This is a genomic window from Paenibacillus aquistagni, from assembly GCF_900177815.1.
GTDB classification, from domain to species: domain Bacteria; phylum Bacillota; class Bacilli; order Paenibacillales; family Paenibacillaceae; genus Paenibacillus_B; species Paenibacillus_B aquistagni.
Genome location: NZ_FXAZ01000001.1, coordinates 1,247,033 through 1,258,791, shown reverse-complemented (window position 1 = coordinate 1,258,791; position 11,759 = coordinate 1,247,033). Strand labels below are relative to the sequence as shown.

The following is an 11,759-nucleotide window of genomic DNA, read 5'->3' as shown; positions in this document are numbered from 1 at the left end:
TTGGAGGAAGCTATGATCTTTATACTCTTAATCGCTAGCACAGTGGCAAATGGCATTTTGTTTACTTTTGCAGGCGGTGCTGTGGTGCTGGGCTTGGTGTTTTCTCTGATTGGCTGGCCTTCATCGAAGCCGAAGGATTCCGGACAGTTAAAGAAGCTGTATACGTTTATTCTGCTCGTGTGCGCGACTTTAACCATGCTCGTTATGTTTATGGCACTGACGTTTTGGAGCGCACGCATCAGCGGGACCTTGGCCTTTACTTCCCCGGCTGAAGTTGAACTATACATAAGCCAGGCGAAGAAGCTCGTACTTCTCGGAGCCGTACAAGGCGTGTTCTCGCTGCTCGTATTTCGATATATCATGCCGCTGATCGCTGGAGAGCTTGAATTAAGTAAAAAGCATATCTGGATGATAGCAAGCGGCGTGCTGCTGTCTCTCGCTAGCGGCGGCGCTGCATGGCTATCATCGGTGTAAAGTGGATCTCCACGGCGGACCGTAATTAGTGCGCCAACATGGAGATCCTTTTTTAAAATGATCCGGACCAGTACGTTTTCTGCTGTCGCCGCGCGGCTGCTCCATGCAACGTGCCCTCGTCCTATAGGAAACGAAGAAGCTGTTCCAAGGGCTCCCTTAGTGCGGCTGGCTCCGCTTTCTTCACGGCTGCAGACAATTTGTTCTTGCTGTGGAAGATCCGGCTCAGCACCATCTCGCGTTCATACTCCTGCAAGTCCTTTAGCGCGTCCACGAGTGCTTCTGCCTGCTCAGGCTGCTCGATTTTTATGTTTTTAACCGTTGTCCCCTCGTCAATGCCTCCAAGCAATACGGATATGAGAACAGGCATATTCGCTGGCTGCACCCCGTGTACGGCTACAAATGCTGCGGCATATCCATCCTGCGCTGATTGATGCTCTGTATCCACGAGTTCCATATATCGGCACAGCAATGGGAAGTAGACCTCGCTCTTTAAGCCAAGGCCAAGCACCGCGTAGGTACCAGGCATGACGGACTTCTCACTAGGCTCCACATCGCCGTACCACGCATATTCCTCCATTGCGACATCAGCATACTCTGCAATTTTCGGAAACAAGGCCGGATAGGTAAGTGCATTGGCAAAGAACTGATGCAGCTTGGACTTTGCAAGCTGCTTTAAGGGCAGCAAATGCTTCTGGCTGCTTTTAAGCTTGAGCTTGTAGCCTTTAGGAAAGCCCTGCTTCAGCAACAGGATCAAATAATCGAGAGCTTCACTGTATGCAGCCTCGACTTCCTCGAGGATTCGAATGTCAATGGTTTGGAGACAATCGTTATTGCTTGCGTTCACTCTTTTTCCCCGATAGACGTTCTCAAACTTTCCGCTGCCTGTTTTCAAATAGGCCTGGGCTTGCTTGGACCCCAATTGAACCGCAAGCTCCAGGTAGGTTTGGCGCGTCTCTGGTTCAGAAGCGCCGACTTGCAGTGCGGCATACAAAAATAATTTCATGGCTTCTGCGTCTACGGCCGGACGATCCCCTTCCTCCTTAAGCACCCATTCATTGCGATAATACCCCTGTCGATCGAAGAACTGATCCAAGAATCCTTCTTTGGCCCAGCCGTTAATAGCCATCGTCCAGCGACTCGTCCATTCGTCTTTGAGCTTAGGGGATATTGTGAGCTTGTCCGTGAGTCGATCAATCAAAGGCTCAATGATCTCAAGCTCCTGTTTGAAAAGATCGGGATTAACCAAGCTGTAGGCGAAAAAGAACAGGTCTCGTTCTTTTGGAAGTATAGGCGGGTCTGACATGACTTTCTCTTTAATGAATTGCTCCAGCGTTTCTTGCAGCCGCATCAGCTTGGATTCATTCAACAGCTGCTGGCGAAGGACTGTCTTAGACGCCTCCCACTCGAACTCCAACACGATTTCCATTCGATAATCAAAGAATTTAGGACCGAGTTCCTCTGTGCGGAACAGTTCGTTCATGCGTGCACATAACGCAGGAAAGAATTCCTCGATCAATAATTGCTCCGTCAATTCGATAATATAGGAATCTGGTTCGAGCTTATAGGAACTGTCAGACCAAGAAAAAGGCTCAAAGGTATCAATGTGAATGTGGCCATTCGCCCAAGAGAACTTTCCCTTCCTCCATGACACACGCATGTAATCCTTAATGCCGACTTGCAGTTTGCTATTCTGTTCAAGCTCACGAATCTGTATGCTCTCTTTTTCATATATCTTCATCAATTCGTTCCAAACCTCTTGTAGAAATGCTGCCACTGCAGGATTCAATGAATTTCCCCTCCCAATGCATAAAAGTAGTAGAGATCGTTGTCTATAGGTGTGTGTTTCGTTGCAGCCGATCATCCAGCGCTGCAGCTAAGGCCTTCCATTGCAGGTCTTCTGCATCTTGATGAAGCTCTGAGGCATCCTTAGACAGCCAGTAATCTCCTTCAAGCAGCTCGAACATATCAAGCAAGCTAATCTCCTGAATATTGGGATTGTGGAAGGCGCACAGCATGGGTTCTGGTCCGTCATCCCAGTTATATCCGTTTACTATGGCGTGCAGGATTACCGAAGATTCAAGCTGTTGAATCTTGCGGCACATCTCCCCAATCGACTCCTCATAGAGAATCTCATCGACGATTGCCTGCTCCCGAGCAGTCAGGGTAAGCCGGACGGCACCTTCGGTGTCAAGCAATAGATCGGCCAGCTTAGAATCATTGCGTGCAGCATGCCAGGCAGTAGCTAGTATCCCGCGTGGGGAGTCCAGCTTCGCACCCGCATCTATCAACTTCTTTAGCGCGTCTATTTGCTTGAACTTGACCGCTTTTTTCAGTGCAGTGTCCCCAAGCTTGTCTTCTGCTTCAAGATCAACTCCCCTCTCAATCAAGCTCGTGATAGCTTGGATCGGTGCGCGGTTAGTCAGGAGCAGCATAAGCGGAGTTCGGCCCCGCTCATCACGTTCTTCTATATCAAGCTCTTCGAGCGCACGAAGAATAACTTGCATATCGGTTGATTTACTAACGTCCTTCCAATTCATCAATTCGCTCTCCTCTGCCAATTATGACTTTCGATCTTGTGACATGCATTCATTTTCGTATCAGCTCTGCTGGTATACGGTCGCGGTTATTCTGTCTTCTATACAAATAAACATATAAAAGAGTCCTTCACCATACTGTTCGATATCCTCCCAATCAAGCTGGCCGATATACGACATATGCTGTTGGCAGCAAGGACATACGGGATATTCCGCGTCCTGCACCCAGCTCGGATGTCCGCCAAGCTGGGAATTGTGCTGAGACAAGGCCCAATTCGCAGTATAAAATGGAGAATGCGGAACATCTGCAAGGATAAGTCTTGCTCTTGACAGGTCGGAATCACTATCCGCTGATAGATCAGGGCTCGGTAAGACAGGCAGATGATTAAAGGGGCTCCAGCTTGGTTTCCCTTGTTGATCGAGCTCCATGTATAGGGTGCCGTAGGCGCCGCAATGCTCGCATGTCATCACCTGTAGACGCTCGAACGGCAATCCGAGATATCGTAAAGACAAATGAGCCGTATCGACATCGATCAGAAGAGTAAGCTTACGGCTGCACCATGGACAAGCGGAGCGGCTTTCCTGAAGAAAGTGCGCAGTGTCCGCCTCAGCCGTACAAGCCTGCTCTTCACTCGCAGCTCGGATCGCATAACTGTGGTTATGGATCAAGCTGCGGCGCTCCCCTGCCTGGGTAAGCTCCCAGCCTGCTTCAAGCGCATAATGCTCAGGTTCCACGAATAGCTGCTCTGTCCATTGTGGAGGAGTGAGGCTCCATCTCTGAAACTGGCTAACTACCTCGCAATCTCCAATCCAGCTAAGAATGAGCAGCAGATGGTTGCGGCGATCATCGTCAGCTTCTGCCTGTTCGATAAGGAGGTCCCGAATATCGGCTGGAGCATCCTTGAAAAGGATTGAAGCATGATACAAATCGTGCTCCATAAGTGTTGGCAGTACATCCGCTATATCCAAATTCAGATAGCAAACGAGCGACATGAGGATCGTTTCGGCTTCATCTGTATCTCCTGACTCTAGCTGCTCGATCGCGTGATTTAGCATACGTGCGGCCTCGTCAGCGCTTAATGAGAGGTACACTTCTTCCATGCTCAATGGATAAGGTGCATATTGAATGAGAGGATCATAGACTCTCGGAGCATGCATGATCTTCAAAACATCTACAGGGTCTGTCAGCCCTTCATATTGATTTACGGTTTTGCGATGCGCTTCGATATAGGCCTGTCGTTTTTGCCGCTCCTGCTCTTGGTGGCAAGGCATGCAATAGCCGCCTGTCTTGACTGCTGTAGTCGGCAGAATCGTGGCCTGGCAGCCTTCAGTCTTGCAAGGAATTCTTTCAGTCAACGTATACCTTACCTCCTTGATGGATGCGTCTATCCATTTCATTTATTTATTCAATCATTTATTGTTGTTGGGAAGCTTCCCTTCAGGTAGATGTTCCACAGCTGCTGGATAAACGCTGAATCGAACTGGTGGTCGGCTGCTGACGCTATAAGGCCAAGGTCGTCTGACACATATACTGCAAGCTCCGGGTGCTGGGTGAGTCGAAACGTTTCTTTAAACGCCCTCTCTCGAATATCTGCAATCAATTGACTTTCAGAGGAATCTATGCTGCGCAATGCTTCGCAACTCGAAGTCCATCTGGTATCAAATTCTGCCTCATCTCGCTTATCTAGCAGCGTATCCCAATCGTGATCCGCTTGGAAGACGCGTTCAAAGAAACCTTCCTTTTGAATAAGGTGATAGATCTCAGTAACTGTTATCACTTGTGTCTCGCCGCCTTCAACCTGTTTATCATGCTATAAATAGGGTCCAAAATATAAGTCCAGCTTCTCCTTGCAGTAACCATCCTCGCCTCTCCAGGTGCACATGGAGACAAAGTCGCTTCCCCGCCCTCTCTCTTTGCGATAATCGTTTGTTGATTGCAGCAGCCCTGCAAAGCCCCATATCTCGAGCACACGATCTCGTTCATGCTGATTGGAGGGGAAGACATCTTTCCAGCGCTTCTCCAATTGTCTGGCTGCATCGGTGTCCGAGCAGGCTTCTATGTCTTGAATCATTTGCTGCAAGATGGCAATATCCTCGCTCCTCACCTCAAGCCAGTCCTCTTTATTCAACAGCTCAAGGTCCATCAGGCAGTAAATAAGCCAGTTCAAGCGGACACCGCCCCATTTGATTCGTTCAAAGTTAAGGACGTTCAGATCTTCGTTGACATATTGATCATTTGCCATCAGCTTCTTGTCATTACAGTCGCCGCATGCACAATAGCCGATCTGTTCTGCTGGCCGCTCAGCGTACGTATGGACTCGCAGCTCGCAGGTAAGAGCATAGCTGGACAAAGCGCTTCTCAAATGAACCTTTCGTGTGGACAGGCTGTGGAGGAAGGCTCTCACCGCCTTATCCTTTAGGTTAGGTTGGGCATGCAGTTTTCGTAATGTTGAAATGCATTCATCATGAGACATATTAGCGGGGTCAAACATGAGTCCTTTGCTTTTGGCATATTCAAAATCTTCATTCGAGCAGGAGGGGCCTCCCGCTCTCCACCCTCCACCACTCCAGAATGTCTGGGTCAATATTTTCTTTGCTTTGGCATCCATTTTATTCATCTCCTTCGTTTTTGAATCGAAGATGTGGCTTCACCCGATCGTCGAGACAATATTTCAGTCTTGATCCTTGATGTGTGTTTTTATGATGTGAATCATCAAATCGTGATAAGAAGCAAGCCGGAGGACTTCTTCTCTTGGCTGCATAAGAGATGAGAGCTCCGTGATGACCTCAGGAGCGAGTGTCAACCGAATCTCTTTGTCAGAAGCTTCATAGCTGCTCTCTTCTCCAGGCATGAGGATAACGCTTAGGTCTTGACTAGACAAGGTTAGGTTTTTGCCTTTCATGAGCCTTCCACGAAGCAATTTGCCTACCGTCCCCGCCTGCTTGGCTCCTAACGAAAGTTCTGCTGGCGATCTGTGAAGCAGGCGCTTCTTGCCTGGCTTGAAGGACAACTGGTCGACATAGAGGAATCCGGTATTGGAGCCGTCTTGGTCAATGCCCTTTTGTACCGCTTCAGCTATCGCAGGCACCTGCAGCATGGATTCTCTTGCCAAGTCTGTTATGTGCGCTGGCAGCAATTCCTGACAAGCTTCGAGCAAGCCATATGTGCTCCAAGTCTTCATTGCTTCCAGTTCATCTTCGGTAATCCCGATCATTTGGACAAATTCGACTCGCCCGTTTGGCGTATGAAGAGCAGGCAGTTCCCCATCCTCGATAAACGCTAGTGCTGTAAGCTTCGTATCGGAGCCGAGACAAATTGGACCATTTGCGTCCAAGTAATCGCCTGGAGCGAGAATATTCCCGCTATTAAACACATATCTCCCCATATTCTGAAGCAGGTTCAGCGCCCAAGCAGGAGGCTCCTCCTCTTGTTCATCACGTGCAAGCCTTAGCGTAAGCTCGAAGCCGAAGCCGCTGAAATCGTGATTGTCCGATTCTTTCTCGTAGAGCTCGGAGAAGCCATAGGTCACGAAGTGCCAATGCGGGAGCGGCTTGCAAGCCTTGTAGACGCTTATGCCATCCAAAGGATCTTGTCCACCTAACGCATATGGAATCATCGTGCCGTAATGCTTCGGTTCTTGTTCATTGTATAGCTTCACCATCGCTCCTTCTATGGCGTTCCAGCCTGATGCTTCTATGTTTTCACTCATCATGAATCCCTCCGATTGTGTGGATGTACGGCAATCCATCAATGAAAATCGTATGTTATATCTGTTATGTTTGTTCGATTGTTAGGAAAGCAACGATAGTTTATACATGCTATGGCAGTTAAAGATGTTATGTATGACAATGCATCAAAAAGAGGTGGAACCCATCTTCTATATCCTGTTATGTAGATGTGTCAAGCCACTGCGAATTACATGATAATCCCTCCTCCTCATTTTTCAGTACTTGCTGCCACCTTTTTCACTCGGTGATTGACTTTAGAGTTTATTCAACTGGTTTGGCTCGACGGGCTTGCTTAGCCAGTGCTCATCTGTTTGAACATGATTTTGGCGAACAAATTTGGCCACTGACTGCTTGAAATCCTCGTAAGCAAATGTGGATGCCAATCGAACGACATAACCCTCTTGCTCTCCTCCGCATTGGGACAGCTTTGTATAGCACTTCTTAGCAGCCTCCTCGTTCCATAACCCACGATACAGCACAGGAACAAGCGGTACCCCTAGTTGATCTGCCCACACTTCTGTCTCCTCCCAGGATAAACAATGATTACGCTCATTCCATACGGAGAACAGCATGAAGTATCCGGGCAAGGCGTTGTAAGACAAGGAATGCTTTGCATATACATTTTCACCGCACAGCCGGTATCCTTCGGGAATCAGATATTGGATTGCGCCATGCAAGGTCTTTACAAAATGCCGCGAAGCGTGATCTTTGCTGTCAATCGATCTAGCATGGATGTAATCATGGTACATCGTGGTGTTTTCGCCATCCATTTTCTCTGTGATGACCACCTCCTGCCCGATAAAATGATGGGTATTGCGCAATATTTTATCGTCGTCCGTATAGCCTCTGGACCATGGCAGGTGCAATGTTTTCGGATATTTCATTTTCATAACCTATATCACCTCTATTTGGCGAACGTGTCTGCTTCTGCGAAGAAATACAGCTCTGCAAGCAGCTCTTCTCCAAGCAAATGATAGATTCTCGAAGCGCCGGCGTCGCCGCCATGCAGAATTTCCATATGGAAGCTGACCATGTTCACCACATGCAAAATAAAATCATCGGAATAGCCTAGCTGCTTCAGAACGTGGCAGGCCACGGCTGCTGAGACATGCTCATGCCCAAAGTAGGAATAGTAGCCGCGGTTAGGCTTCCACACCTTGCAAAAGGGCTTGCCAGCATCATGGAACAGTGCGGCGAGCTGCATCTCCAGCAGATGCTGACCTTCGTAGCATTCATTAACATACTCGAGTACCGCATAGGTATGCTGAGACAATGTTTTGGAATGATAAGGGTTCTCCTGATCAAAGCCCAGCATGGATTGGAAAGTGGGACAGGCTTGCAAGCAGGCAAACAGCTCATCATGAGATGGCTTTCCACGAAGCAGCTCTTCTAGCGTCTCCCTCACGATCCCGACTTCGAAGGGGGCAGACGCGATATGCAGGCGTTCAAAGCCTTCAGCAAGCACAGGGAATTCCAAGTTCTTGTGATATTTTTCTAGAACTCTGTCTTCTATTTTGCGTTTTCTTGCAGCGACTCGCGCTCTTGCTATTTCATAAGGGACAACGCAAATATGACATTCGACAGAGGTGTTCTTAAAGCGATTAATAAATTGAATCCTGCGATCACGAGCAATGTTTGTTGCGTCGAATACTACATTTCTCCCAGCTTGAATCGCCTGTTCGATCTCGGCAAAGGCCGCGTCGAACACACGATACGTGTGCTTCTGCCGGGCATCGCTTCCAAATAGCCTTTCTCTTATCGCATCGGTGGCAACGAGAATGGCACGCTCTTGTTTGCAGCATGCTTTGGCATAGTGGCTCTTGCCACTGCCTGGAATCCCGACCAGCATATGAATGGTTGTCATCTTAATCACCTCCTTTCAAGCTCAAATAAAAGAATCGGCGGCAATGGAATAAGCCCATCAATCACCGATTCTGCAATCGTAAGAAGCTTCTATTCACATGATGCAAGTAGGAATGAATAGGATATGAAGGATCGTTCGCTTACCAGCGAAGCGGTTCTTGATTGCGCCACAAGACCCAGCGGTCGAGTTCGAGAATATCTGCTGTTCCGATGCTGTATTCGCTCTTCTCCCCGCTGTCCAGCCTGAGCAGATGGAGCATCCCCCCATAGGTGCCAACAGCAAGCAGCTTCTCATCATGGCTCACTGTCATGCCGCTGATGGTGCTGCCGACAAAGTAGCGCCAGATCTCCTCGCCGCTGCTGGCGATCAGCTTCAAATAGCCATAGGCGTCTCCTAGAATCTGCCCATCTTTGACAGCTGCGCCTGCATATACGCGCATCTCTTCATTCATGACAGGCCATTCATCGGTCTCGCTGCATTTTTCATTTTGCTTCAAATGAGGAAGAGGCACCTTGAGTGTCGCCCCGTTATAGAAATGGCAGGCGTTGAACCATACCTCCTCACTGTTTTTGGAGAATCGGGAATAGTGAGGATAGCTCGATATAGGATAAATGGTAAATAACGCTTCAGTCTTCAACTCTTGCAGCATGTGATCGCTGCTTTGTGAGCCATATGCGATCCACTTGCCATCTGGAGATACATCGCCATGCGGCATATCAATGTACGTGTCTTCCATCTCGTACTCTTGCCTTTGTGCGTGATCAGGATGGAGCAGTATCGCTTTATTCTCATTGCGAAGCAGATAGATGCCATAGCTGCTAACCAGCAGCACCTTTCTTCCTTCGTCAAAAGGAATGATCTCCTCCAATGCCTGCTCAGGATGCTCAATATCGGCAAGCGACTCCATATTGGGGACCGCTTCCTTCAGCTGCCTTTTCACGTCGCTCCATAGGAATCGAACGACTTGTTCTCCCTCTTGAGCTGCGGTCATTCCGCGAACGATGCGAATGCCTTGTTCATCAGCAAGTGCAGTCCACTCGCCATCAGCAGCCCCGCCTGCATGGCTAATACCGGTACATACGCTTATTCCTTTGCCGTTCACGACATAGACCATATGGTGTCCGCTTGAATCGAAAGCCTGAACCAGCAAGCTTCTGTCCTTTAAAAATGTTAGCGGCTTAACAGGCTGCAGCTGCTCTTCGAATGCTGCGGTAAGCGGCCATGATGCCGGTGGAATAAGCTCTCTCAATGTAGTCGCCTCACCCGCTTGATTGGCAGCACGAACCATCTTCATAATCTCGCCAGCGATGCTTCTACGCTCATCTTCAGCTGGCGGCTCCAACCCTTCTGGCCAGCCAGTTTCCGTACCGATACGTACATATTCATTGATCTCAGAAGCATAGCGTCTGCCTTCCTCTCGCCAGCGTTCTGCGATCTCTTTATTCAACCAATTCATGTCAAGAATGCTCCTTATGTAAATAATGATAGGCGCTTGAAATCTTCCTGCCTTTCCATGATACACTTAAAAACCCAGAAAGCGACAGGTACGAATTACACAAATTCAGCCATAAATCATGAACATTCCATGTTAAACGTGATATGAACACCTTGTAAACGGTTACATTTATGTTTATAATGTTGTTTATTCGAAACGTTTCGAATGATGGATTGTTATCGAAACCTGAGAGGATGATTCATATGGAACGAACATCAAAGCAGCGCCCCAACATCTTGTTCATCATGTCAGATGATCATGCTTCGCATGCAATCAGCGCCTATAACAGCAAAGTCAATCAGACGCCTAACCTTGATCGTATAGCCGAGGAAGGCATTCGATTTGGCAACTGCTTCTGCACCAATTCCATCTGTGCACCCAGCCGAGCAGCCATTCTGACTGGAACATACAATCATATCAATGGTGTAAAGACTCTAGGAGACGATCTTGACGGAAGGCAGGTCACCTTCCCGAAGCTGCTGCAGGCAGATGGCTATCAGACTGCCATGATTGGGAAATGGCATCTTGGCCATGGGAGCCACTATGATCCTACTGGATTTGACTATTGGAACGTGCTGCCTGATCAAGGGGACTATCACGATCCGGTGTTCATTGAACATGGAGAGAGAAAGCCGTATAAGGGTTATGTCACCGATATCATTACGGATCTTTCCTTGGATTGGATCACTGAACGTGATCCCAGCCGTCCCTTTATGCTGATGTGTCATCATAAAGCGCCTCATCGACCATGGGAGCCCGATGGCAAGCATCAGCATCTTTTTGAAGGTATCGATATCCCAGAGCCTACGACCTTCAATGATGACTACGCGACCCGCTCGCAAGCGGCTGTGAATGCCAAGATGCGCATTGATGACCTCAATGTAGTGGATACAAAAGGAGCACCGCCGCAAGACCTCATGGCAGAAGAAGTGAGAAGATGGAAGTATCAGAGCTATATGAAAGATTATTTGCGCTGCATTGCCTCGATTGATGACAATGTTGGACGCATGCTTGATTACTTGGATCAAGCGGGAATTGCCGATAACACGATTGTTATTTATACATCGGATCAAGGATTTTTCTTAGGGGACCACGGTTGGTTTGATAAGCGGTTTATGTACGAGGAATCGCTTCGCATGCCATTTCTTGTTCGTTATCCAAAGGAAATTCAACCGAATCTCGTGAACGATGATATGATTCTTAATATCGACTTCGCACCTACCTTTCTGGATTATGCTGGTCTGCCGATTCATGAACGCATGCAAGGCAGAAGCATACGCTCCTTGCTGAATGGCACGACTCCTTCGGATTGGAGAACTTCGATGTATTACCGATATTGGATGCACTTGGATGGCTGCCATGAGGTGTATTCCCACTATGGCTTGCGTACACATGATTATAAGCTTATCTATTATTATGCGCAGGCGCTGGGAACAACGGATTCTCGTGATGAGTCTAAGCCTCCTGAGTGGGAGTTGTTTGACCTGAGGAATGACCCTTATGAACTGAATAATGTCTACTCTTCTCCAGCATATGAGGAACAAGTAAAGGAGCTGACCAAGCAGCTGGAGCAATTAATCCATGAGGCGCAGGACGAGCCCGTGCACGCTTGATCATATAACGGGGCTGGCCCTTTGATGCATGTGGCTCAACTAGTCGGACG

Annotated in this window: 11 protein-coding genes; 2 read left to right on the top strand and 9 right to left on the bottom strand. The window is 48.3% G+C overall.

The window, feature by feature from the left end:
- The first annotated feature begins 12 nt into the window (after nucleotides 1–12).
- Nucleotides 13–474: a hypothetical protein gene (locus B9Y93_RS05910; RefSeq protein ID WP_085493385.1), complete on the top strand. Its 462-nt coding sequence runs from the start codon at nucleotides 13–15 to the stop codon at nucleotides 472–474.
- A 121-nt stretch (nucleotides 475–595) separates the two neighbouring features.
- Here B9Y93_RS05910 and B9Y93_RS05905 read toward each other — a convergent pair whose 3' ends face one another.
- The 9 genes from B9Y93_RS05905 to B9Y93_RS05865 form a co-directional block, all read right to left on the bottom strand.
- A complete protein-coding gene (locus tag B9Y93_RS05905) occupies nucleotides 596–2,260 on the bottom strand; it encodes a DUF6138 family protein (protein WP_085493384.1) in 1,665 nt (554 codons plus the stop codon).
- Nucleotides 2,261–2,303: 43 nt separating this feature from the next.
- Nucleotides 2,304–3,011: a DUF4274 domain-containing protein gene (locus B9Y93_RS05900; protein ID WP_085493383.1), complete on the bottom strand. Its 708-nt coding sequence runs from the start codon at nucleotides 3,009–3,011 to the stop codon at nucleotides 2,304–2,306.
- Between the two features lie 60 nt (nucleotides 3,012–3,071).
- A complete protein-coding gene (locus B9Y93_RS05895; RefSeq protein ID WP_085493382.1) occupies nucleotides 3,072–4,364 on the bottom strand; it encodes a DUF1963 domain-containing protein in 1,293 nt (430 codons plus the stop codon).
- A 50-nt stretch (nucleotides 4,365–4,414) separates the two neighbouring features.
- Complete coding sequence (locus B9Y93_RS05890) at nucleotides 4,415–4,786, bottom strand: hypothetical protein (RefSeq protein ID WP_085493381.1); 372 nt, start codon at nucleotides 4,784–4,786, stop codon at nucleotides 4,415–4,417.
- Nucleotides 4,787–4,819: 33 nt separating this feature from the next.
- Nucleotides 4,820–5,617: a hypothetical protein gene (locus B9Y93_RS05885; RefSeq protein WP_085493380.1), complete on the bottom strand. Its 798-nt coding sequence runs from the start codon at nucleotides 5,615–5,617 to the stop codon at nucleotides 4,820–4,822.
- Nucleotides 5,618–5,680: 63 nt separating this feature from the next.
- Nucleotides 5,681–6,718 carry a suppressor of fused domain protein gene (locus tag B9Y93_RS05880; protein ID WP_085493379.1) on the bottom strand — a complete coding sequence of 346 codons (1,038 nt, stop codon included), beginning with the start codon at nucleotides 6,716–6,718 and terminating at the stop codon, nucleotides 5,681–5,683.
- 273 nt (nucleotides 6,719–6,991) lie between these two features.
- Nucleotides 6,992–7,627, bottom strand: a complete 636-nt coding sequence (locus tag B9Y93_RS05875) for an RNA ligase family protein (protein WP_085493378.1) — start codon at nucleotides 7,625–7,627, stop codon at nucleotides 6,992–6,994.
- Between the two features lie 14 nt (nucleotides 7,628–7,641).
- On the bottom strand, nucleotides 7,642–8,601 hold the full coding sequence (locus B9Y93_RS05870; RefSeq protein WP_085493377.1) for an AAA family ATPase: 960 nt from the start codon (nucleotides 8,599–8,601) through the stop codon (nucleotides 7,642–7,644).
- A gap of 139 nt (nucleotides 8,602–8,740) precedes the next feature.
- On the bottom strand, nucleotides 8,741–10,057 hold the full coding sequence (locus tag B9Y93_RS05865; protein ID WP_085493376.1) for a WD40 repeat domain-containing protein: 1,317 nt from the start codon (nucleotides 10,055–10,057) through the stop codon (nucleotides 8,741–8,743).
- A gap of 242 nt (nucleotides 10,058–10,299) precedes the next feature.
- Here B9Y93_RS05865 and B9Y93_RS05860 point away from each other — a divergent pair, with 242 nt between their 5' ends.
- Complete coding sequence (locus B9Y93_RS05860; protein ID WP_085493375.1) at nucleotides 10,300–11,709, top strand: sulfatase family protein; 1,410 nt, start codon at nucleotides 10,300–10,302, stop codon at nucleotides 11,707–11,709.
- Nucleotides 11,710–11,759: the final 50 nt, after the last annotated feature.

What these genes read in the sequence shown, in the direction of transcription:
- B9Y93_RS05910 (WP_085493385.1), top strand. Translation starts at nt 13, where the DNA reads ATGATCTTTATACTCTTAATCGCTAGCACAGTGGCAAATGGCATTTTG.
- B9Y93_RS05900 (WP_085493383.1), bottom strand. Translation starts at nt 3,011, where the DNA reads ATGAATTGGAAGGACGTTAGTAAATCAACCGATATGCAAGTTATTCTT.
- B9Y93_RS05885 (WP_085493380.1), bottom strand. Translation starts at nt 5,617, where the DNA reads ATGGATGCCAAAGCAAAGAAAATATTGACCCAGACATTCTGGAGTGGT.
- B9Y93_RS05880 (WP_085493379.1), bottom strand. Translation starts at nt 6,718, where the DNA reads ATGAGTGAAAACATAGAAGCATCAGGCTGGAACGCCATAGAAGGAGCG.
- B9Y93_RS05875 (WP_085493378.1), bottom strand. Translation starts at nt 7,627, where the DNA reads ATGAAAATGAAATATCCGAAAACATTGCACCTGCCATGGTCCAGAGGC.
- B9Y93_RS05870 (WP_085493377.1), bottom strand. Translation starts at nt 8,601, where the DNA reads ATGACAACCATTCATATGCTGGTCGGGATTCCAGGCAGTGGCAAGAGC.
- B9Y93_RS05865 (WP_085493376.1), bottom strand. Translation starts at nt 10,057, where the DNA reads ATGAATTGGTTGAATAAAGAGATCGCAGAACGCTGGCGAGAGGAAGGC.
- B9Y93_RS05860 (WP_085493375.1), top strand. Translation starts at nt 10,300, where the DNA reads ATGGAACGAACATCAAAGCAGCGCCCCAACATCTTGTTCATCATGTCA.